Annotated in this window: 20 protein-coding genes and 1 pseudogene; 7 read left to right on the top strand and 14 right to left on the bottom strand. The window is 69.2% G+C overall.

All coding sequences use genetic code 11. The features are described 5' to 3' along the window. The first annotated feature begins 13 nt into the window (after positions 1-13). Complete coding sequence (locus SJY07_RS00420; RefSeq protein WP_380156203.1) at positions 14-787, top strand: nucleotidyl transferase AbiEii/AbiGii toxin family protein; 774 nt, start codon at positions 14-16, stop codon at positions 785-787. Between the two features lie 50 nt (positions 788-837). Here SJY07_RS00420 and SJY07_RS00425 read toward each other — a convergent pair whose 3' ends face one another. The 3 genes from SJY07_RS00425 to SJY07_RS00435 are packed head-to-tail and all read right to left on the bottom strand — an operon-like array spanning position 838 to position 2,761. Further along, positions 838-2,145: a hypothetical protein gene (locus SJY07_RS00425; RefSeq protein ID WP_380156205.1), complete on the bottom strand. Its 1,308-nt coding sequence runs from the start codon at positions 2,143-2,145 to the stop codon at positions 838-840. A 26-nt stretch (positions 2,146-2,171) separates the two neighbouring features. Continuing rightward, positions 2,172-2,453 (bottom strand): hypothetical protein, encoded by a 282-nt coding sequence (locus SJY07_RS00430; protein WP_380156206.1) that lies wholly within the window; start codon positions 2,451-2,453, stop codon positions 2,172-2,174. Positions 2,454-2,476: 23 nt separating this feature from the next. Continuing rightward, entirely contained in the window at positions 2,477-2,761 is a 285-nt protein-coding gene (locus SJY07_RS00435) for a hypothetical protein (protein ID WP_380156208.1), read from the bottom strand. An 852-nt stretch (positions 2,762-3,613) separates the two neighbouring features. Here SJY07_RS00435 and SJY07_RS00440 point away from each other — a divergent pair. The 4 genes and pseudogenes from SJY07_RS00440 (at position 3,614) to SJY07_RS00455 (ending at position 7,775) form a co-directional block, all read left to right on the top strand. Beyond that, the gene (locus SJY07_RS00440) at positions 3,614-3,985 is read left to right on the top strand and encodes a VOC family protein (protein ID WP_380156210.1); all 372 of its coding nucleotides are present in this window, start codon (positions 3,614-3,616) and stop codon (positions 3,983-3,985) included. 239 nt (positions 3,986-4,224) lie between these two features. Beyond that, a complete protein-coding gene (locus SJY07_RS00445) occupies positions 4,225-4,602 on the top strand; it encodes a RidA family protein (protein ID WP_380156212.1) in 378 nt (125 codons plus the stop codon). Between the two features lie 794 nt (positions 4,603-5,396). Beyond that, positions 5,397-7,198, top strand: a pseudogene (locus SJY07_RS00450) (putative bifunctional diguanylate cyclase/phosphodiesterase). 148 nt (positions 7,199-7,346) lie between these two features. Further along, on the top strand, positions 7,347-7,775 hold the full coding sequence (locus tag SJY07_RS00455) for an ANTAR domain-containing protein (protein ID WP_380156214.1): 429 nt from the start codon (positions 7,347-7,349) through the stop codon (positions 7,773-7,775). A 450-nt stretch (positions 7,776-8,225) separates the two neighbouring features. On the opposite strand, the gene SJY07_RS00460 is transcribed toward SJY07_RS00455, so the two are convergent. The 11 genes from SJY07_RS00460 to SJY07_RS00510 all read right to left on the bottom strand — a co-directional run bounded on the left by SJY07_RS00460 (position 8,226) and on the right by SJY07_RS00510 (position 19,572). Beyond that, entirely contained in the window at positions 8,226-9,413 is a 1,188-nt protein-coding gene (locus tag SJY07_RS00460; RefSeq protein WP_380156216.1) for a glycosyltransferase family 4 protein, read from the bottom strand. Further along, on the bottom strand, positions 9,410-11,608 hold the full coding sequence (locus SJY07_RS00465) for a glycogen debranching N-terminal domain-containing protein (RefSeq protein WP_380156218.1): 2,199 nt from the start codon (positions 11,606-11,608) through the stop codon (positions 9,410-9,412). Before SJY07_RS00465 ends, SJY07_RS00460 begins: the two co-directional genes overlap by 4 nt. Before the next feature lie 4 nt (positions 11,609-11,612). Further along, the gene (locus tag SJY07_RS00470) at positions 11,613-12,581 is read right to left on the bottom strand and encodes a universal stress protein (RefSeq protein ID WP_380156220.1); all 969 of its coding nucleotides are present in this window, start codon (positions 12,579-12,581) and stop codon (positions 11,613-11,615) included. Beyond that, the gene (locus SJY07_RS00475; protein ID WP_380156222.1) at positions 12,581-13,495 is read right to left on the bottom strand and encodes a universal stress protein; all 915 of its coding nucleotides are present in this window, start codon (positions 13,493-13,495) and stop codon (positions 12,581-12,583) included. The genes SJY07_RS00470 and SJY07_RS00475 overlap by 1 nt, the downstream gene beginning before the upstream one ends. A gap of 126 nt (positions 13,496-13,621) precedes the next feature. Further along, positions 13,622-14,197 carry a hypothetical protein gene (locus SJY07_RS00480; RefSeq protein ID WP_380156224.1) on the bottom strand — a complete coding sequence of 192 codons (576 nt, stop codon included), beginning with the start codon at positions 14,195-14,197 and terminating at the stop codon, positions 13,622-13,624. A gap of 134 nt (positions 14,198-14,331) precedes the next feature. Then, positions 14,332-15,033: a GAF and ANTAR domain-containing protein gene (locus SJY07_RS00485; protein ID WP_380156226.1), complete on the bottom strand. Its 702-nt coding sequence runs from the start codon at positions 15,031-15,033 to the stop codon at positions 14,332-14,334. A gap of 136 nt (positions 15,034-15,169) precedes the next feature. Further along, on the bottom strand, positions 15,170-15,616 hold the full coding sequence (locus SJY07_RS00490) for a pyridoxamine 5'-phosphate oxidase family protein (protein ID WP_380156228.1): 447 nt from the start codon (positions 15,614-15,616) through the stop codon (positions 15,170-15,172). Positions 15,617-15,750: 134 nt separating this feature from the next. Further along, positions 15,751-16,803 (bottom strand): sensor histidine kinase, encoded by a 1,053-nt coding sequence (locus SJY07_RS00495; RefSeq protein WP_380156230.1) that lies wholly within the window; start codon positions 16,801-16,803, stop codon positions 15,751-15,753. A gap of 127 nt (positions 16,804-16,930) precedes the next feature. After that, a complete protein-coding gene (locus SJY07_RS00500; protein WP_380156232.1) occupies positions 16,931-17,608 on the bottom strand; it encodes a response regulator in 678 nt (225 codons plus the stop codon). Further along, on the bottom strand, positions 17,605-18,576 hold the full coding sequence (locus tag SJY07_RS00505; protein ID WP_380156234.1) for a universal stress protein: 972 nt from the start codon (positions 18,574-18,576) through the stop codon (positions 17,605-17,607). The genes SJY07_RS00500 and SJY07_RS00505 overlap by 4 nt, the downstream gene beginning before the upstream one ends. Positions 18,577-18,672: 96 nt before the next feature. After that, entirely contained in the window at positions 18,673-19,572 is a 900-nt protein-coding gene (locus SJY07_RS00510; RefSeq protein WP_380156235.1) for a slipin family protein, read from the bottom strand. A 357-nt stretch (positions 19,573-19,929) separates the two neighbouring features. Here SJY07_RS00510 and SJY07_RS00515 point away from each other — a divergent pair, with 357 nt between their 5' ends. Beyond that, a complete protein-coding gene (locus SJY07_RS00515; protein ID WP_380156237.1) occupies positions 19,930-20,904 on the top strand; it encodes a hypothetical protein in 975 nt (324 codons plus the stop codon). 38 nt (positions 20,905-20,942) lie between these two features. Next, the gene (locus SJY07_RS00520; protein WP_380156239.1) at positions 20,943-21,440 is read left to right on the top strand and encodes a DUF1003 domain-containing protein; all 498 of its coding nucleotides are present in this window, start codon (positions 20,943-20,945) and stop codon (positions 21,438-21,440) included. Positions 21,441-21,706 lie beyond the last annotated feature (266 nt).

Genomic DNA, 21,706 nt, shown 5'->3' on the forward strand with positions numbered 1-21,706 from the left:
TGGAGCCTGACCCGTGATCCCCTCCCCCACCATCACCGCCTGGTCCCGCACCGCCCCCTGGGCCACCCGCGCCCAAATCGAACAAGACCTCCTGCTCAGCCGGCTCATCATCGACATCGCCCACCACCCCTACCTCGGCCAGGAACTCGTCTTCCGCGGCGGGACCTGCCTGCACAAACTGCACCTACACCCCGCCCGGCGCTACAGCGAAGACCTCGACTACGTCCGCACCAGCCCCGGCGGTATCAGCGAACTCACCCACACCCTCAGCGAACTAGGCCGCGCACTGGGCATGGACGTCACCACCCGCATCGGAGTCCACCCCAAGGTCTACTTTCGCTCCGTGGCTGAAGACGGCACCCGGCTACGGGTGAAGGTCGAAGTCAACACCCACGAACGCTCCCCCGCCGTACCGCTCGTGCAGCTACCTTTCGCGGTGGAGTCGTCCTGGTACACCGCCAGCGCCGACGTCAACACCTTCCACCCCACCGAGCTCATCGCCACCAAGATCCGCGCCCTCTACCAACGCAAGAAAGGCCGCGACCTCTTCGACCTCTGGCTCGCCCTGACCGAACTCAAGCTCGACTCCAACGCCATCCTGGCCGCGTTCGGGCCCTACCGCCCCGAGGGCCTCACCCGCAAAACCGCCGAAGCCAACCTCCGCGCCAAACTCGACGACCCCGACTTCCGCGACGACCTCACCCTGCTGGTCACCACCTGGCCCGACGGCTACGACCTCACCACCGCCGCCGACCTCGTCATCACCACCCTCCACGCCCGCCTCTGACCACCCGGTCCTAGCCTCGGCCCCGGACGGACAGAGCGTGGGAGAGGATTTCAGGCCGGATCGATCGTGATGATCATGTTGCTCCCCGCGGAGACGTCCGTACCCGCCGGCTGCTGCTGCCACGTGACGCGAACATGCTCCTCGCCTATCCGCGAGTGAAAGACCCCGTCCTGATCCGTCCAGTCCGACAACACCTCCTGCCACGCAACACCGTCACTGTGATCGTCAGGGCCGCTGGTGGGGTACTGATCCACGCCGAGGCCCAGCCTCGTACACGTCGCCTGCGCCCAGGCGAGCGTCTGACCCACCAACGCAGGCGCCGTCACCGTCGTGGGCACCGGCGCACCGGGCCGCAGGTCCGGCAAGGGAAACTTCGACGTGTCGAAGACGGTGAACTGACACCGGCCCGGGTCCCGGGTGCAGGCGGAGGCCTCCTTCTGCATCTGGTTGACCGCGGCGACGACCTCGTCATAGGAGGCCTTCAGCGCCGCGACGTCTGGGTCCGTGAAGTCCTCCGGTGAGGTCAGGACGTGCCGGATGTCGTTCTGGAGGGTGATGAACTCGAACCGCCTGCGGGCCAGGTCCAGCAGCACCTGACGCTGGTTCTCGATGTCGAGGGGATTGAAGGCGTCAGACGGCAGGCGCAGGGCGCGGTACTCCTCGATCACCAGGGCATAGGGGTAGGCGAGATCACCGGCGACCGAGGGCGGGAAACCCTTCGCCTTGGCCATGATGGAACCGATGTCCTGATCGGTGGTGCTCACCGAGCCCTGCTGGAACACGTTGATGGAGACGTTGAGGTTGGACTTCGAGTGCTCCTTCTTGGTCTTGATGTCGACGCTGAGGCTGGCGGAGGCGACGAGCCCGTCGTAAGCCGCCTCGATCGCGACCGCCGTCTCCTCACGCTCCTTCACATCAGAACCGGAGATCTCGACGATGGCGAAGTACTCACCACCACGCACGATCCCACTGAAGAAGCAGTCACCGAACCGCTCACGAAAGCGCGGGGAATCCCCGTTCTGGACGAGCAGCACGGCCTCGTCAGTGAGGACAGGGTCATCGAAGGTCAACACCGCGTTGGACACCGACACCTTCACGAGCAGGTAGGTCGAGTACTGCGTGAAGTTCGACTCCCCCACGAAGTCGACCTTCGCGCTGGCGCTGAAGCCCATGTAGCTGCCGCCGGCGTCGACGGAGACGCCAAGAGAGGTGTGCAGGGTCTCGAGGTCCTCGATCCGGCGGATCTGCGACACGACCTGCTGACCGCCGCTCATCTGCACCGGCGACAACGTCCCCGTCACCGCCGGAGACGGGAGCGCATCACCGGTGAGCAGGTTGTAGCCCTTGCCTACCTTCATGTCCGAGACGTAAGGGATCTCCCGAGTCACAGCGGCACACCAAGAGAGACCGCCCAGTCCTTGAACGCCTGGATCTCACGCTCCAACGCCTGAACCTTCTCCCGGATGACCTGCGCCATCTCGGGTTGACCGTTCAGCTCCAGACACACCACCAGCTTCGCAAGGGCCACGCCGTACCCGGCGACAGCCACGAGCCAGCCCGCGGCGGCGGCGAAGAACCCTGGGCCGGTCGCGGTGGAGGCGATGAGCCCGATACCCCCCGCCGTCACCCCCGTACCGGCAAGCCCTGCGGTAATCTTCTCGTCCATACACGCCACGGCAGGGCCGCCTTTCAGACGTTGTCGAGGGGGGTGATGAGGCTGGGGTCCACGCCGATGTCGCTGAGGTAGGCGTCGATGTCCGAGCCGTAGGTGGTGGCCCGCACCAGTTCCGGGTACTGCGACCAGTCGATAGGCGTGTCGAGGGAACTACTCCCGGATTCCTCGACGGGATCGACCGGTTCCACCGGCTCAACTGGTTCAGCGGGTTCAGCCGAATCGATGGGCACCCACTGGGCACCGTCCCACCACCACTGCCCGTCCTCGGACAGCTGCGCACCTTCAGGGGGTTGAGGCACCGGTTCTCCTAAGCAGTCGCGGAGGACGTTCGGGAGGTGCGGCCGGCGACGTCGCCAGGCAGAGGGCCAAGAGCCCCAGGGAGCGGACCACCGGAACCGTCCGTCCAGGTAGGTCCGAGGCACCGTTCCTCGTGGTGGCCGTCCCCGTCGTCATAGCCGGTCGACACTCGTGAGGAGGACGTGGTGCGCAGAACCCAGTGCGACGACCCTGCCAGAGGTGCCCGTCCCCTGGCAAGGATTCTCGCGATGACTTCACGGTCATATCGAGGAGACACATCATCCTGTGGTGTCGATGCCAGCTTGAAGTTTGCCCAAAGTGGGTGATACCTCCGTGAGCAGTGCTGATCGGCCTTATGTCGTCTCACCGGTAGCCAACCTCACCTGCACCACCTGCCCTTGCATCGACACCCAGCAGGAGCGGGCGAGCACGGGGCACTGAAGAAGCGACTGCCTCCCCAGCTGCACAACGACCGGTAGGCCTACCTCCAAGGCACGCCCGAGCGGGTACCGCGCCTGCAGACCTTTCAGACCAGCGAGCGGGCGAGACAGCAACCGCCCCACCCGTGACACCCACCCGTGACACCCACCCGTGACACCCACCCGTGACAGCCGCCGGTGACGTTGACCCGAACGCCTTCGTTCCCCTCGACCCAGGAACCAGTGCTCCGAGGCGACCGCCACCTGAGGCCAGCAACGGCCCACCCACTCAAGCGGCTCCCACCCACGCCCCGCTTCGAGCGGCTCCCACTCACGCCCCGCCCCGCACAGCTCCAGGACTCAAGCGCCCTCGACAGGAAGGGCGGGTGAGCGGATGGTGAGCCGTAGGACACCACTGGACCAATGGAGCCGACGATGACGACGCTGCAGGCGCAACTCTGGGTGGACCACCCCGAGGAGGCGATCCGCTTCTACGAGGCCGGGTTCGGAGCCCACATCGAACACTCGATCGGCAGTGGGGATGAGCGACTGGCTCAACTCACCGTGGACGGGGCCCACTTCTGGGTCGCAGCCGCCGATCCCGACCTGCACCGCGCCAGCCCCGCATCCGGATCCCCGACGAGCCGGACGTTGCTGGTAGTCGATGACCCTGACAGCTTCGTCGCCCGGGCCGCCGCCGCGGGCGCGGAGGTGACTTCCCCCGTGGGCGACGAGCACGGGTGGCGTCTGGGGCGGCTTGTCGATCCGAGCGGTCAGGAGTGGGAGATCGGTCACCCACAGGGCTGAGCTCGTCGCCCACTGATGTGACCGCCGTGCGCGTCCGACGTTGCCGCACGTGTCCGAGGGGCAGGACGCTGGATCTTTACGCGGCCAGGGACGGAGTCCTTCTCATCTTCCAATCCCGCGACCATCTACGGCCAGCGACGCACGCACCTGAGGGCCGGGGCGCCGCGAACACCCCCACCCACGGATGGGCGTCTTGCCGCTCACCCGCAACGGTGAAGAACCCGATGAAAGGAACCGACGTGCCGCGCCAGATCATCTCCACCCCGAACGCGCCGAGCTCACCGCTCTACAGCCAGGCGGTCAAAACCGGATCATTCGTGGTCGTTTCCGGAACGGTCGGCTTTGACCCCGACACCGGGGAGCTGGCGGGTGACACCGTTCAAGCCCAGACGCGCCAGGCGCTGACCAACTGTCAGGCCATCCTGCAGGCGGGCGGCGCCAGCCTGGACGACGTCGTCGAGGTAGGTGTCCTGCTCACCAACCCAGCCGACTTCGCCGGCATGAACGAGGAATACGCCCGATGGTTCCCCACGGACCCACCGACCCGCTACGTAGCCAAGCTCGGTGTCGAGGTCGCGGGACTGCTCATCTCGATCCGCATGACCGCGATCACCTGATTCAGCGTCGGCGACCGCAGACCCCGGAGTAGACGGGGTGATACTGCGGCCATAGCGAGGACCATGCAGCACCTCCCCGCCGCGGTGCACCGCTGCGGCGAACACCGCCTCCACCGCCTCACGGGAGGGCACAGCCAGGGCCAGGTGCACAGCGCGGTCACCGGCATCGACGAGGGAACTGAACCACAACAGGATCGAGGACTCCCCGCCTACGCTGAGGCCGACGAGCAGGCCCCCGGGTACGAGAACGCGCCTTACCGCTTGAATTCCCAGAACAGCGAACACGTCCAGGTAGATGGCCGTCGATGCCGCCGGGTCAGGTTGCCCCCCTGCTGCACTGATCTCAGTGTCAGCGACGCTGTCGCTTCAGATCCCCTAGGGACGGTGGCCACCCGAACCTCTAGATGTGGCCTACAGTCCTCGGTACCGGGGGCTCCTCGAGCGCTGTCTCGCCACCCAGCGCCGTTTTCGGTCGACGTCTTCTGGACGCGCTGAAGGACAGCGGCGCCCGAACGACCGACACCCCGCGTCTCGCCTCGAATCGCGTTCCTCACTGCAACGGTTCGTCGCGCAGATCAACCGCTGCTTCCTCCCCCCTGCCGGTGGGATCGCCCGCAGTGGGTGGGATCGACGTCGTCGGGCGTCGCGGACGGGACGCCATGAACGACGACGGATCGGATCGCCAGGCCTCTGAGGACGAAGACCGCGAACGAGACGGGTCGGGGCCCATCGCCTTGGTCCACGCGGTAGCTCGGCTGTCTCGGGCCTCGACCGGTGACTTCGCCGCGGACACGATGCTGCGGGAGCTGTGCGAGAGCGCAGGCGCCGCGCTGCAGGTGGACAGCGTCGGGGTCATGGGCATCGGCATGGGTATCAGTGGTGAGAACGGCGCCCCTTCCCGCGGCCGCTTCGTGCACGCCACCACCGGCACCGGCACCGGCATGAGCACAGAGGAACCGGAGAGGCTGCAGGAAGCCCTTCAACAGGGACCCTGCCGTGACGCCATGGATTCCGGACAACCGGTAATCATCAGCGACCTGCGCGAACAACGGGGCCGGTGGAACGAATACACCAGCTCGGCCCTGGAAGCACAGATGCTCGCGGTGGTCGCTCTCCCGCTGCGCAGCCGAGGGAAGTCCTGGGGCAGCCTGGACCTCTACCGCCGCCAAGCCGGCCCCTGGGATGGCGCCACCCTCGACCTCGCCGCGCTGCTGGCTGACGTCGCCGTCTCCTACCTCGTCATGGCCCACGACCGGGACCAGGCGAAGGAGTCCCGACGCGAGCTGGAACACCGCTCGATGCACGACCAGCTCACCGGCCTACCCAACCGTGGCCTGCTCTACGACCGCATCGAGCACGCCCTGCTCACCGCCCGCCGCCGCCACTCCACCATCGCGGTCATGTTCATCGACTTCGACCGCTTCAAAGGCATCAACGACACCTTCGGCCACGGCGCCGGGGACCGGGTCCTGATCGAGGTCACCGCCCGCATGGCCACCACCCTGCGCTCGGGTGACACCCTGGGACGTCTGGCCGGCGACGAGTTCGTCCTGCTGTGCGAGAACCTGCCTGATGACCCCGCCCAGCTGCACCTGACCCTGTCCTTGATCACCTCCCGGCTGCGCGAGGCCTTGGCGCAGCCGGTGCGCGTGGACGGTGTGGACCTGCTCGTCTCTGCCAGCATCGGCGTCACCACCGCCCGCGACGCCCCCGACGCGGACACCCTGCTGCACGACGCGGACACCGCGATGTACGCGGCGAAGGACGCCGGACGCAGCCGGGTCGTCATCCGCGACCACGTCTTCGGAGACGTCCACGGTTTCGGTCGACGCCTCGAACGTGACCTCCTCCACGCCGTCGAACGTGACCAACTGCGCCTGCACTACCAACCGATCTTCAACGCCGTCACCGGCCGCATCGAAGCCGTCGAGGCGCTGTTGCGCTGGCAGCACCCCGACTACGACCTGCTCGAAGCCGTCGACTTCATCGACCGCGTCGAGAGCAGCACCGCCTCACCCGGCATCAGCCGCTGGGTCCTGCACGCGGCTTGCCTCCAACTCGCCTCGTGGCGCGCCGAACTGGGATCTGCTGCCCCTGACCGGGTGTTCTGCAACCTGCACCCCCGCGACCTCATCGACCCCACCACCTCCAACGTGCTCGCGGCGAACCTGGCCACCCACGACCTGCAACCAGGGATGTCGGTCTGGAGGTTCTCGAGGACGCCTTCACCGACCCACTGCTACTGCCCGCCCTCAGTGGGTACTCCACCGCAGGTCATCCCCTGGCCGTCGACGACTTCGGCACCGGCTACTCCTCCTTGTCCCGCCTGGTCGGGTTGCCGGTGGACTACGCCAAGATCGACCGCAGCTTCGTCACCGGCCTGCCGGAGGACCCGCGTTCACGGGCGCTGGTCGATGCCGTCTTGGTGGTGGCCAAGGGGTTGGGGGTGCGGGTCATCGGTGAAGGGGTCGAGACCGAGGAGCAGCGGGCCCACCTCACCCGGGCCGGGGTGGACCTGCTGCAGGGCTACTACCTCGCCCGTCCGCAACCCGCGGACGCCATCAGCGCCCTCCTCAAAGCACAGGCCGCACCATGACACCGGCCGCTGCGACAGCTGGTGAGCGGTACCGCACCGGTGCCGCACCGGCACGGCCCCGTTCACGGCGATCCCGTGCCACGGTGGGCAGAACGCCTGGACCCGCTGAAACCTCAGCTGGCCCTGCTGGCATCGCGGAAGGACAGCCATGACCCGCAGCGACTTCCTGGCCACACCGGAGCCGGGAGCACCAGACGCCGCGATCGACGATTTCGTGTTGTTGCAGACTCGGATCAGAGAGCTGGAGCAGGAGACGGCGACCCTACGGGCGGGTCTGGAAAGCCGCCAACACCTCGGTTTCGTCACCGGCGTCCTGGCCCAGCGCTACGGCCTGGACCCGGACCAGGCGTGGAACCTGCTCACCCAGGTCTCCCAACACCTCAACGTCAAAGCCCGCCGGGTGGCACAGGTCATGCTCGACGCCTACCGCGGAGAACTGGACACCACCGATGCTGCTCTGGCCACCAGCATCGCCCGCCTGCTACCCCAGACAGCCGTGCCAGGGGGAAACCATGCCGCAGGCAGCCGCGCCAGGGAGCTCCCCACCGGCCAGAGTCCAGACCCGGATTCGACGTGAGGATCTCCGATCGAAAACTTCCGAGAGGGGATCGTATCCATGCTGCCCCCCAGGAAGTTCCTGAGGAGCTGCATGAGCTGACGACCTGCCTGGCAGGTCGACGCCTACCGTGACCCGCTGCCCAGCCCGTGAACCTGACCAGAGTTGTGCCGGCGCAGCTCAGATCCGCTTCATCGATGGTACCGGCTGAGCCACGTCACCCTGCGAACAGCCCGAGGCGCCACTCGTGAGTGCCCGGCATCCCGGCGCGTGGAGCTGATGCTCTACTCAGGGAGATCCACACGGTGTCAACTCCCGTCTCACACCAGGAGATCAGTCGCCCCCGCAGCGTCGTACGGGACGGTGATCACTTCAGATGCGGATCGAAAGAGCCAGAGGTGCTGCCTTCCGACCTCCAGCGCCCGTCCGGACCGAAGTCGTTTCCGGTCCCACCGACCCTCGAGTTCTTCTTCACACTTGCCAGGGAACCGCATCATCGGCGAGGCGAGCAGGGGTCAGCAGCCGCTTCACGTAGGTGGCCCCTCGAGCCGAAGACGTCTTCCGCAGATCGACGACTTCTGTTCGTCCTGCATCGACGAGTACCCGACGGTAAACCGCTTCGTACCCTGCCGCCATCGCCTTCACGTCGAAGCGGAGCACGGTCCGTGCCCGCACGATCGAAGGGTCGAGCCTCTGGATCTCACGCAGTCCGGCGACGAGCCCATCGAGGTCGTCGCGGACGAAGCCCGTGACTCCGTCCTCGACCACCTCGGGTACCGATCCTCTGCGCAGCGCGACGACGGGCGTACCGGAGGCCATGGCTTCGATGAGCACCATCCCGAACGGTTCTTCCCACTGGACCGGGAAGAGCAGACAGCTCGCCCGGGCCAGGAGGTCCCGTTTCTCGGCCCCTCCGACTTCCCCGACCCACACGACCCGGGATGACAGCCGAGGCCCGATCTGGCGGTCGAAGTACTCCTTCTCCGCGGGGTGCGCCGCCCCGGCGAGCACGAGCCGGACGCCCGCACGCTCTGCCGCGTCGATGGCGAGGTGAACGCCCTTCTCGGGCGAGAATCGGCCGAGGAACAAGGCGAAGTCCTCCTTCTGGCTCCGCCACGGGTAGGCGCCGGTGTCGACGGCGTTGTGCACCAGTCCCACCCAGGGCAAGGTCGGTGCCTGTCGCTGCTGCGCCGCGGAGATGGCCACCAAGTGCGTCTGGTTTCCGATCGCCCCGTAGTAGTCACCGATCTCCCCTGTCACCGGGCCGTGCGCCGTCACCACGGTAGGAGCGGCCCGCTGGGCCGCCTGCAGCGGACCCGCTGTGCTGTGGTCGTGAACGATGTCGGCCCCCAGTCCCGTCAGCAGGTGCCCCGCCCGAGCGGCGTGCAGGACCTCCGGGTTCGCCTGGCCGACCCGTGGGCCTTGCGGGTGCAGGGTCGTCGCCAGGAAGTCCCCCTTCGTGCCGTGGCGCCCCGCACCGATGAGGGTGACTCGGTGGCCGCGGTCCACGAGCGCATCGACGACACCTGCCACCACGGCCTCGATGCCCCCGTACCCAGCAGGTGGGACCTCGAACCACGGAGTGGCGATCTGCACCACGTGCAGTGCGTCCTGTTGCGCTGCCGGTCCCGGGGTGGACCTCAACGTTCGAGTGCTCATGCGGTGTCACCGCTCTCGTTGATGGCGGACAGGGTGGTGTCACCGCTGGTCAGCGTCGCGCGGTCGTCGTCGATGAGGAGGTTCGTGTCCTGACCACCCAACATCAGGTGATCGATGGAGAGCCGTCCCAGGGTGCGCGGCCAGGCGGGTCGCCAGTCGAGGAGACCACCCGCACGCGGTTCGAGCTGGGTGCGCAGCAGCGAGCTGATGAGCTGCACCGGTGTCGCCGCCGCCCACGCTTGCGGGGAACACGAGGTGGGGTAGGGCAGTGGCACGGGGTACTCCTCGCGGTCGAAACCGCAGAACAACTCGGGCAGTCTGCCGCCGAACGCTTCCGCCGCGTCGAAGAGCGCACGCGCCACGCGCTGAGCCTCCTCGACGAACCCGTAGCGCATCAGGCCGGCCACCAGCAGGGCGTTGTCGTGGGGCCACACCGAGCCGTTGTGGTAACTGATCGGGTTGTAAGCACCCATCGAGGTGGCGAGCGTCCGAACTCCCCACCCGGTGAACATCTCGGGCGACATCAGGTGTCCGACCAGCTCCGGCGCCCGGTCCTGCTGCACGATGCCCGACCAGAGGCAGTGCCCCACGTTGGAGGTCAGGGCGTCGACGACGGTCTTCTCACCGTCCAGGGCGACGGCGTACCAACCGCGCTGCGGCATCCAGAAAGCCTCGTCGAAGGCGGTCTTGAGCTTCTCCGCCCGATCGTCCCAGAGGGCCGCTCCTACGGGCTCACCGGCGGCCCGGGCCAGTCGCGAGCGGGCCAGGTAGGCGGCGTAGACGTAACCCTGCACCTCGCACAACGCGATCGGTCCTTCGGCCATGCGCCCGTCCGCGTGGTTGATGCCGTCGAAGGAGTCCTTCCAGCCCTGGTTGAGCAACCCCGTGGGCGTCGCGCGCTGGTACTCCACGAACCCGTCACCGTCTCGATCCCCCGACTCCAGGATCCACTCCAGCGCCCGGTCCGCGTGGGGGAGCAGCTCCGCGACGGCTTCCGGGAACTCCCCCCGTCGCGAGAGTTCGCCCAGCACGGTCACGAACAGGGGCGTGGCGTCCGCCGTCCCGTAGTACGTGGAAGCCCCACCGCGAGCCAGGGGGAAGTCCAGTCCCATCCTCGTCTCGTGCAGGATCCTGCCCGGTTCCTCCTCGGTGTCGGGGTCGGAGACCGTCCCCTGCGCCCGGGCGAGGGCACGCAAGGTCCCCAACGCCAGGCCGGCGTCCAGCGGGAGCACCATGTACGAGGTCAGGAGGGAGTCACGACCGAACAGCGCCATGAACCAGGGCGCCCCGGCCGCGATGACTTCCGCGCCGGGGTCCGCCGGGTCGCTGATCCGCAGACCCCCGAGGTCGTCCAGGCTCCGGTGGAGGGTGCGCTGGACCATCGGGTCCCCACTGGTCATGACCGGGGCCCGGGCGCGCCACTCCTGCAACCGCAGGAGCGGGACGGCCTGCTCGAGCGGTCGGTCCACCGGGAACGGCGGGGTGACGTCGTGGCCGTCGACGCTGGGTCGAACCAGGACCTGCGCCTCCCACCGGGCACCGCCCGCGATCTCCACCTGGAAGCGCAGGCCGTCCGCCGTGGCCTCGCCACCCTCCGCGCGGATCTGCACGCCGCGGCGGTGGTCCGCCAGGCCCAGGGAGAGCGCCTCACCCTGCGCGTGCACGGTCAACCGGCGCTCCGGCGGCCGGCGGCGGTCCTTGACGTCGAAGATGTCGGCGAAGTCGGCGGCGACGGAGAGGTCCACGGTGACGCGGATCGCCGCGCGAGACAGGTTGCGGACCTGCAGGTCCTCCCGCATCCCGTCACTGACGTAGCGGCGGCGACGGACCAGCAGCTGACTGGCGCCACCCGCCCCCACGACGCGGGCGAGGATCTCGGCCCGGAACGGTTCGGCCTGGTGGACGGCCAGCACCTCCGGACGGTGGCCGTCCACCCGCAGCTCCCACCGCGAGAGCACCCTGGTGTCCCGGTAGAAGAGCCCGTGCGCGCGTCGTGCGTCGATGTCCCCCAGGCGATCGCTCACGGCGAACGTCGCTCCCTCCACGAGCGTGAGGGATCCCGGTTCGATCGCCGGCGGTTCCTGGTCGACCGACGTCGGGGTGAGTTCCTGCGGAGCGGACGGTGGGATGGTGATGACGATCTCCCTGGAGTCGGTGTCGCGGCGCATCGTCGAGGTGGCGTCGGGGCGATGCACTGGGTCAGGACCTCTGCGCTCCTGGGTGAGGGCCGTCCGGGTGGACGATGAGGGTGGGGATCGTGCTGCGTCGCAGTGTCTTCCTGCTGGTGGAACCCAGCAGCAGGGAGGCGAGGGCACCTCGTCCCCTGGTACCCAGCACCAGGAGTGCTCGTCCCTGCGCCTCCCGCAGGAGGCCTTCGGGCACGGAGTCCGCTTCGACCACCCGTCGCTCCACCGCGAGACCGGGATGCTCGCCTGCGACCCGTCGAACGGACGACGACGACCCCGGTTCCACCCCGGAGGGATGACCCCCTCGGGAACCGGCTCCGCCCGTCCCGGGTCCCCCGCCCGCGGATCCGGGTGGTACCACCTGGACGACGAACAACCCTCCCCGACGGGACGCCGCCGCATCGGCGGCGAAGTCCAGAACCGCGTCCGCGGCGACCGTCCCGTCCCATCCGACCACCACCCCGGAGGCGTCGGACGGTTCCGGTCCCGGGACGACGACGACGGGGCACGCCGCCCGGGCGGACACCTGCAGACTGGTGGAGTCGAAGAACGGGCCGATCTCCCGGCCCCGCAACTCGTCCCGACGTGCACCGACCACGACGAGCAGGGCCACCTCGGACGCTTCGGTCAGGACGTCCACGGCGCGACCTCGCACCAGTCGTGACCTCACCTGGACGCTCGGATCGGTTCGGTGCAACCGTTGTCGACTGCGGGTCAACGACTCTCGTGCGGTGCGTTCGGCCTCCTGCAGGACGTCGTGGGAGAACAGTCCGGCGTGCGCCGTCACCCACCCGGTGGGCCGCAACGCACGGACGAGGTCGATCCCCACCCGTCGCCGGGTCGCTTCGGCACCCGCCCACGTCACCGCCTCCTGACTCGAGACTCCACCGTCGACACCCACCACGATCCGAGGGCGGTGATCGTCCCTCGACACCGGATCGCATCCGGTCTCGACGAGCTCTTCCTGAGCCCGGGTCGTCATCAGGGCTGCACGCGGACGACGGCGACCGGGCACCGCGCGAACTGCAGAACTCCGTGACTGACGGAGCCGAGCAGGAGGTCCACGAACCCGCCGTGACCGCGACTCCCCACCACGAGGAGGTCTGCGTCGAGCCCTCGCCGGACGAGGACGGTCACCGGCTCCCCCTCGCTCGCGTACCGACGGACGTGGACGTCGGGGAACTTCTCCGACCAGGGCGCGACGGCCGTGTCCAGGAACCGTTCGCTCGCGGCGATGAGTCGACGGTCGACGAGGTCGTGGTCCTCCCGCACCGAGGCGAGCTTGTCGCGGTGGAACTGCCACGTGGTGACCACCTCGAGGAACGCACCCCGTCGATCCGCCTGCTCGAACGCGAACGCCAGAACCGACTCGGTCGTCGGTCCCGGACCGTCGATGCCGACCACGACGTGCGGGGTCCGCCCGGCGCCCGCGGGGGGTCGGCTCCTCTCCGGAGGCGGATCTCCCCGGAGCACCACCACGGGACACCGCGCGTGGGTGGCGACCTGCGTGGAGACCGACCCCAGGAGCATCCCGGCGAGAGCACCGCGACCGTGCGACCCGAGCACCACCAGCGCGACCCCCGCCGAGTACTGCACCAGGACACCGGCTGCAGAACCCGAGACGGCGGAACCCGTCACGTGGACGTTCGGCACCGCACGACGGACGCCGGCCACCGCTGCCGCGACGGCGTCTTCGGCCGCTCCCTGCACGACGTCCACGTCGAGGTCCTCGGAGATGCCGTCGAACGTGCCGTGCAGTGCGTCGATGTGGTGCACGTTGAGGAGGTGGAGGGGACGCCCGGACCGGTCCGCCTCGTCGCAGGCCCAGGCCAGGGCACGGCCCGACGTCGGTGTCCCGTCGATGCCCACGACTACCGCGCGGGGTGTGGCGTTCACGTCAACTCCGGTCACCGTCGATGAGTGTGCTTGGACGCCATGCTGACCGCAGCGAGGCACGCACGTCAGAGCAGAACGTCCTACCGCGCGGCCCACCGCCACCCCGGAGCCGGCACCGGACCGCGATCAAGAGCCGTCTCTCGAGGGCGGCGGTGGAGAACGACGGGGCAGGTCGGCGAAGAGCCGGTGGGCCGCCTCGACGAGCGGTGTCCCCTCGTCGGCAGCACGTCGCTGCAGTTCTTCCATCGCCTCCAGGGGTTCGAGGCCCTCGTCCAGCAGGGCACCCACCGCCTGGTCGACGAGTTGCACGTCCGAGAAGCTCTGCAGCCCGCCCGAACGACCCGACCGTGGATCGAGGTCTCCATCGAAGACGATGGTGGCCGCAGGACCGAGCACTTCGCGCAGCTCGTCGGCGAACAGGGCGAAGGCTCCAGGGACACGAGACCGGAAGATCAACCGGTCGCCGGTCGTGTTCTCGAGGGGGATGGCCACGGACGCCGCACTCTCCCGTCCGGCGGTCGTGGCGACGACCGATTCCTCCACGTCCACGACGAGGGGACCACCGGGACGCTGCAGGACGAAGGACAACCGGTCGCACGAGGGGACGAGAGCGACGACAGCGTGGAGGAGTTCCTCGAGAGCGGCCGGCAGTTCCGTCGCGGAGGAGGCACTCTTGGCGTCCAGCGCCGACAGGTGGCGCACGAGAGCTGCTGTGGTTCGCAGAAGGCTCTCCCCACGTGCACCTGCAGCGGTCCTCACCCGCCCCTGCGTGAGGGACGGTCGAGGTGTCGGACGGGACGGACGCGGCTACCGGTCACCTCTGGTGAAGGAGCGCCTCACGGGGTTTCCGGGGTACTCCTCGCCGACCGGGCCCTCGCGCTCCGGACGGCCTCGTCGATCAGGTTCTGGGCGACGAGTGACACCTTCCGACCCTGCTGACGGCTGGACTCCATCAACCGGTCGCGTGCCTCGGCAGCAGAGCAACCCGTCCGGGAACGGATCACTCCCATCGCCTGGTCGATGACCGCGCGGGTGCTCAAGGCTTCCTGCAACTGCTCCGCGAGCCGCTGCGACGTCGCCAGGATCTGGGCGTTGTGGACCGAGACGGCTGCCGGGCGGGAGTAAGCCTCCCCGACCCGTACCGCTTCGGGACCGAAGACGTTCTTCTCGTGCGCGTACACGTTCATCGCGCCCAGCACCTGGTCTCCCAGGAGCAGCGGCAGGGACAGGGCGCTGTGGACACCCAAGCGACCCACCCGCGGCCCGAACCGCGGCCACCTCTCCTCACCACCCAGAGAACCCGCCACCTGGGTCCGGCCGGTGGCGACGGCCATCAGGCAGGGCCCTTCGCCGATGCCGTACTGCACGTCATCGACACGTTGGACGAAGTCCGCAGTCGCCACCACCGTCTGGGGGCGGTCGGCCTCCAGCATCGTCAACCCGGCCCCGTCCGCTCCCGGGATGGCGTGGACCGCGAACTCCGCGATGCGGGTGAGCGTGTCCCGGAGCGGTACGTGTCCGGTGAGCAACCTGGACAAGCTGGTCAGACTGTCGCTGAGATCGTCCTCGGCCACCCGCGCCTCGATCCTCCAGAAGTGACGAGCGACCGCGCTGCGATCCTGCGGCGGACCCTACACGTGACGCCGACGGCGGCCGGGGCCGAACAGAACCGCGTCAAGCCGTCACGGGCCGTACCGGACCATCCGACGCAGCCGCCCGCTCGGCCGGCGTTCTCCGCCGCAGCCGCTGTCCACTCACGTGTTCCAACGAGAGACCGAACAGCTGCTCGCGGAGCTCACCACTGCGCAGCCCGAGGTGTCCCCGCACTCCTACCGGGCCGGGCCCCTCGATGAGGTAGGCGGTTCCGAGGACGGTGACGCTCCAGCCGTTCTCACCCGACGGGTCGATCTGCTCGACGTGGAAGGCGATGACGTGGTCGCGAACAGCCCCCGCGACCTCCCCTCCGGCGTCTGCGACGAAGTGCAGGACACCGTCGGCGATCTCGTAGTCCAGGACCGTGACCGCCGGCATCGCCCGGGACGTGTGCAGAGCACGTCCCACTCCCGCCGAACCCAACAGTCGTCGGCCCTCGACCGCTCCGATCTCTCCCACCACGCGCATTCGCCAAGGCTGCCCCGCCCGGTGGTGCGGTGGTAGGGAAGAACGTCCCTCCGCGCCGGAGCCGCCTGGTGGTTCTGGTCGTCCGGGAGTTCGGTGCGACCGACGGGGCGGTCGGAGGTTCGCAGGTCCTGGGTTCACCGGGGTCCGCCCGGACCCGGGCGGATGCGCGGAAGTGGCACGAACCAACGGACCTCGGTACCTCCCCGGGCACCGGCGCGGACGGATGCCCAGCCCCCCAGGACGCGAGCCCGTTCCCGCACGTTCGCGATCCCGGACGACGCGCCCGGGGACGAGTCGGGCACACCGGCCCCGTCATCGGTGACCGTGACGGCCAGGCTGACACCGTCGACGATCGAGATGTCCACCGACGCCTGGCGCGCCCGTGCGTGACGGGCGACGTTGGACAGCGACTCCCGCACGACGGCCGTCGTCTCACGACGGAGCACGTCGGACAGGGTGCTCAGCCGGCCGTGGACGACCAGGCTCGGGCTGAAACCCAGCGCTGCGCCTGCATCACCGAGGAGGTGATCGAGATCGGCGCGACCGTCCGGATCGGTCTGTCGCTCCTGCAACGAGAAGATGACGCGTCGGAGGTCCCTGATCGTGGCGTCGAGGCTGTCGACGGCCCGGTCCACCGCGTCCCCGGCGCCCGGGGCCACCGTCGCTGCCTGCAACGACATCCCCACGGCGAACAGCCGCTGGATCACGTGGTCGTGGAGGTCCCTGGCGATCCGCAGCCTGTCCTGCGCCACCGCGTGCTCGACCCGGGTGCGGAGTCGACCGGCCTGCCGGTGCGCCGTACCCACGTGATCGAGGAACTCCACGGTGCTGCGATGGTCGAGGTGGCCCCGACGCTCGGGCTCGCGCAGCCATCCCACGGCCAACACCACTCCTGGCGGGTGGTCGACCTCGGGGAGCACCACCGCGGCTCGCGCCACCTCCCAGCCCAGGACCTGCGGCGCCACGACGTTCGGGCCCACGAGCCCCTCCAACGCTTCACCCGCGGGGACGATCGTCGCCTCCCGCGTCCCGCGCGGGAGATCGGGACCCGCCACGGAGCTGAGTTCCACCAACCCCGTCCCGTCGTCGGCGAAGAGGACGAGGACATCGGCCCGTTCGAGGACACGCAGGGTTTCGAGGACCTCGTCCAGACCCGCCCGCACGTCCGTGCCGTCTTCCAGCAGCACCTCGACGGCGTGAACGGCGGCCGCGGACCACACGGTCCGATGAGTGCTGGAAGGAGCTGTGCACGAACCGATCTTGAGTGTCCACGGACCGACCGGGACCAGCACGGGGCTCTTCGCCACCGCCACGTCAGCGGTCGTGACCGAGGTCGGCCTGGTGCTCATCACGTCGTCCTCCTCCGGGCGAGACCATCAGCGCCGCCTGGGTACGACTGCGCAGGTGCAGCTTCTCGAACACGCTGGAGACGTAGTTCTTGACGGTCTTCTCCGCGAGGTTCATGGCGCCGGCGATGTCGCGGTTGCTGAGCCCGTCGGCGATGTGTCCCAGCACGCGACGTTCCTGGGTGGTGAGCGCGCCGAACCGTTCGTCGCCACCGAGCGGATCGGCCAGCCGCAGCTTGACCTGCTCGACCTGGGCGCGGTCGATGGTGGAGCCGCCCGAGGCCGCGAACAGGACCGCCGCCGTGAGGTCCAGCGTGCGGACCTCTTTGCGCAGGTACCCGACGGCACCGGCGAGGACGGCGGCGAGGAAGGCGTCGTCGTCGTCGAAGGAGGTGAGCATGAGCACCCGGGTCCGGGGTGAGATCGCTCGGGCCTGACGCGCCGCCTCCACCCCCGAGCCGTCGGGCAGCCGGCCGTCGACGACAGCCACGTCCGGTTGCAGCCTCGTCAGCGCTTCCAACGCTTCGGCGACCGACCCCGCCTCCCCCACCACTCGCGCCCGACTCGAGGCCTCGAGGATCGCCCGCAGACCGGCCCGGACCACAGCGTGGTCGTCGACCAGCAGGACCCCGGGAACGGCCGTCACGGGGTGCCGCCGCCGGAAGCACCCACCGGGGGCCGGACCGCCTCGCCGTCCTCCTCGTCGTCCGCCTCCAACGGAGTCGCCCCGGCCACGCGGACGCGATCGGGAACGACGATGACGGGGGTCAGGGTGTGCTGGAGGACGTTGCTGCTGGTGGATCCGAGCAGCATCGAGGCGAAGGCACCGTGACCACGGCTCCCCACGACGAGGAGGCGGGCGGTGAGCGCAGCCGTCACGAGGCCGTCGGAGGCGAACCCGTCGACCAGCAGGTCGGCACGCACCACCAGTCCCGGGTGGAGATCCGCCACGGTCCGGGCCACCTGCTCGAGACGGTGACGCTGATCGGCTTCCTGCCGCGTCGAGCGGGCGACGTAGCGGGTGGGCTCGAACCCGACGGGGACGACACCTTCGAGGAACCACGCGTGGACGACGAGGAGTTCTTCCCCGACCGCGCTCGCCTGCTCGGCCGCCACGGTCACGGCCTCGTCGGCCGCCGGAGAACCGTCGTAGCCGACGACGACGCCTCGAGCGCCCGGCACGGGTTCGGCGTGGATGACCGCCGTGGGACAGCGGGAGTGGGCAGCGACGTGCATGCTGGTGGAACCCAGGAGCGCGCCGGCCAGCGTCCGTCGGCGCCGGGCCCCGGTGACGACCATGCGCGCGGTCTCGGACGCTCTGGTCAGAGCGAGACGCGGGTGGGTGTGCACGAGCCGGGTGTCGATCTCGAGGTCCGGGAACGTGTCCGAGACCGACGCCCGTGCCTCCTCGAGCTCGGTGAGCGCCAGGGAGTCGAGCTCGCCCATCAGGTCGTCGGGGTACCAGGCGCCCATTCCTGCTGCGGTGGTGCTCGGGTACTGCAGGGCGCGGAGGATCTCCAGGGAACTCCCCGACCTCTGCGCCTGCGCACCGGCCCACTGGACGGCGGCGGCCGACGTCGCCGGCTCGGCGATTCCTACGACGATGCGGTTCATGTCGTTCCCTTCTGGAGCCTCCCGCGTTCAGTCGAACCCGGACGCGGGAGGAGTTCTGGATCGGCCACCGGCGGCGGTCCGAGGAGTCGGGCCGGGTCAGGCGACGGGAGCGGGTACGGATCCGTTCGGGACGGGGGCGTCCGTGGGGACGTCGACGGGGCCCGAGCGGGGAGTCGCCGTTGCGGCCGGCTTCCCCGCCGCCGGCGTCACCGGAGCCGGCACGTGGAGTTCGGACGCGTTCTGCTCACGGGCCAGGAACGCGCCCAGCTCGGCGATCGTGCTCATCAGCGGCGCCGGGAAGACCACCGTGGTGTTCTTGTCGACCCCGAGCTCGACCAGGCTCTGCAGGTTGCGCAGCTGCAGGGCCAGCGGGTGGCGCACCATGATGTCGGAGGCCTCTCCCAGTGCGTGCGCCGCCAGGGATTCACCCTCCGCGGCGATGATCTTCGCGCGCTTCTCGCGTTCCGCCTCGGCCTGGCGGGCCATGGCACGTTTCATGCTGTCGGGCAGTTGGATGTCCTTCAGTTCCACCAGGGTGACGGCGACGCCCCACTCGACGGTCTGAACGTCGAGGATCTCGCGGATGTCGACGTTGATGCGGTCGGTCTCGGAGAGGGTCTCGTCCAGCGTGTGCTGGCCCACCACCTTGCGCAGCGTGGTCTGGGCGATCTGGTTGATGGCTGCGCGCACGTCCTCGATGGCCACCACGGACTTCTCGGCGTCTACGATCCGGTAGTAGGTGACGGCCGACACGTCGACGCTGACGTTGTCCCGCGTGATGATCCCCTGCGACTGGATCGGCATGGTCACGATCCGCAGGCTCACCCGCCGCAGGACGTCCACGACGGGCACGATCACGTGCAGGCCGGCGGAGCGGACTCCGACGACCCGACCCAGGCGGAAGAGGACACCCCGCTCGAACTGCTGGACGATCCGCAGCGACAGGGCGGCGAGGAGGAGGAGCAGAACACCGAGGCCGACGAAGAGCGGGATCACGAGCGGTTCCTCACGTGGAGGTACCCGAGGTGTCCGGCGTGAGCGAACTGCTCACGGAAGGCGGCGAGTGGCAGCGTTTCCGTTCCGGGCCAGCTGTTTCCCAGCGAGATCACCGTACGCTCCCGCCTGCCCCGAGGGCAAGCGGGTCACGACCCCGTCGTCGCCACGGGACGTTCGCCCCGGGTCACGGGCCTCGTGAGGTCCTACGGTGGCGGTCTGCCGTGACGCCACGGGGACCCAGCTGCGTCGGCGGGTCGCAGTCCCAACCACGCCGATCAGCTCCTGATCGCAGACCTCGGAGGTCCGTTCGTGGTCACGCCACCCGGTCTGGGTCGATCAGGACCTCCCGCACGCGACGTGGTGTCCGAGCGTTGGCTCGCCCTGGACCACCTGACCCTGGCCCTGCTGCGACTGCGGGAGGACCACCTGCCCGCGCGGCCGCTGCACGACACGGATCTGCTCCCGCGACCACGGGGACGGTGGGGCCGTTCCTCGCTGCAGAACCTCGTCCGTGCCCACGTCGAGAACCTCGTCCCGGCGGCGGGGTGCACCCCGCTCGTCGTGGCCGACCACGCCGGCGACGTCGTGGGGGACGTCGCAGCGGAGTTCCCCCCGGTGTGGCCACCGGTCGACCCCGCCGGCGCGGCCGCGAAACTCCGCGCGTGGGCGAGGCACCTCGATGAGCGTTCTCGACGGTCCGTGGCACCGCGACGACGTGGACCGACTGCGCCCGAACCGGGAGACCTGGGGTACGCGGTCCTGCGCTGCTACGACGCGGTGGACCGGACGCCCGCACGGCTCGTGGTCCACGTCGTCAGTGACGTCCCGCCCTCGGCCTGCCCGTCAGCGGCGGGATGGGTCGGAGGTCTCCCGCTCGACGCCCGGCGGGACGGGGTGGTGGTGACCGTGCTCGACCTGCCCCGGCACAGCGACGAGGCCCACAGCGACGAGGCCGTCTGCTCGATGGTTCGAGCCCACGGCCGGGAGCCGCTGGTCCTGGACCTGGGCACGACGGAATCTCCCCACATGGAGATCACTGCGGTGTTGGAACGTGTTCTCGCACAGACCTCTGCCCTCCGGGACGGATCCGCGACGGCGTCCCCTTCCCCGGGGCGCGTCACCCCAGAGGTCCGGTGGCCCGTCATCATGCTGCGAACGCCCGCGGGCTGGGGTTCCCCCCACGTCCCCCGTGACCGCGACGATCGGTGCGACCTCACCGGTCCCCCCACCCTCGACCCGGTCGACCTACCGCGGCTGGAGAACTGGTCGCGGTCCCACCGCCCCCGTGCGTCGTTCCTCCACGAGGACGTTCCCGTAGAACCGGCGAGATGACGACGTCCAGGGACCGGTCCCGTCCCACGCGACTCTACTTGCCCCAGCGCCACCGCTCACCCGCGAACCAGGTCCGCCACGACGACCAACCGCTGTCGGCACGGGTCGCGGACAAGGTGACCGCCGTGTTCGGGTCGTGGTTCTTCATCGTGGCCCAGACCCTCCTGATCGTCCTCTGGCTGGGGTACAACGGCTGGGCTGCAGGACGCTGGGTGGTCGACCACGAGTTCGACCCCTACCCGTTCATTCTCCTGAACCTGCTGTTCTCGACCCAGGCCGCCTACGCGGCGCCGTTGATCCTGCTGAGTCAGAACCGGACCGCTGAACGTGACCGGGTCAAGGCGGAACACGACTTCGAGGTCAACGTCCTCTCCCTGCGCGCGCTCGCCGAACTGCTGGGCGACGTCCACGACGTCGAACAGCAGCACTACCTCCTCGACCGGATCGCCCGCCTGCTGGGTGACCAGATCGGGACAGCGACATCCCTTGCGGCAGTCAACGACGTCACCGAAGTACCCGGACATCGAGCACGGTAGGCGGAGTCCAGAGGACCTGTCGCCTGACCGCCCGATGAGCTCGGTGGGGTGTCTGACTCATCGCGGACGCGGACAGAACCCTCCCCGATCGGTGTCGTCTCGGTCGAGATGGAGATCCACCGGTCCGACTCCTCCACCCGTGTCGAGACACCGTGACCCGACCTGGACCTGACCAGAGCGCCGAGCCTTTCGGCCCTGGTGAGGCGTCGGTGCCAGGCACAGGATGCGGTACTGCTGGACGGTCGGCCGCACGCGCCGGCGAATCG

The sequence above is a fragment of the Kineococcus sp. R86509 genome, assembly GCF_042466365.1.
Taxonomy (GTDB): Bacteria; Actinomycetota; Actinomycetes; order Actinomycetales; family Kineococcaceae; genus Kineococcus.

Bases quoted from the DNA above. Each gene is read 5' to 3' on its own strand.
- SJY07_RS00460 (WP_380156216.1), bottom strand. From the start codon at position 9,413: ATGAGCACTCGAACGTTGAGGTCCACCCCGGGACCGGCAGCGCAACAG.
- SJY07_RS00430 (WP_380156206.1), bottom strand. From the start codon at position 2,453: ATGGACGAGAAGATTACCGCAGGGCTTGCCGGTACGGGGGTGACGGCG.
- SJY07_RS00505 (WP_380156234.1), bottom strand. From the start codon at position 18,576: ATGAACCGCATCGTCGTAGGAATCGCCGAGCCGGCGACGTCGGCCGCC.
- SJY07_RS00470 (WP_380156220.1), bottom strand. From the start codon at position 12,581: ATGACGACCCGGGCTCAGGAAGAGCTCGTCGAGACCGGATGCGATCCG.
- SJY07_RS00490 (WP_380156228.1), bottom strand. From the start codon at position 15,616: ATGCGCGTGGTGGGAGAGATCGGAGCGGTCGAGGGCCGACGACTGTTG.
- SJY07_RS00455 (WP_380156214.1), top strand. From the start codon at position 7,347: ATGACCCGCAGCGACTTCCTGGCCACACCGGAGCCGGGAGCACCAGAC.
- SJY07_RS00425 (WP_380156205.1), bottom strand. From the start codon at position 2,145: ATGAAGGTAGGCAAGGGCTACAACCTGCTCACCGGTGATGCGCTCCCG.
- SJY07_RS00440 (WP_380156210.1), top strand. From the start codon at position 3,614: ATGACGACGCTGCAGGCGCAACTCTGGGTGGACCACCCCGAGGAGGCG.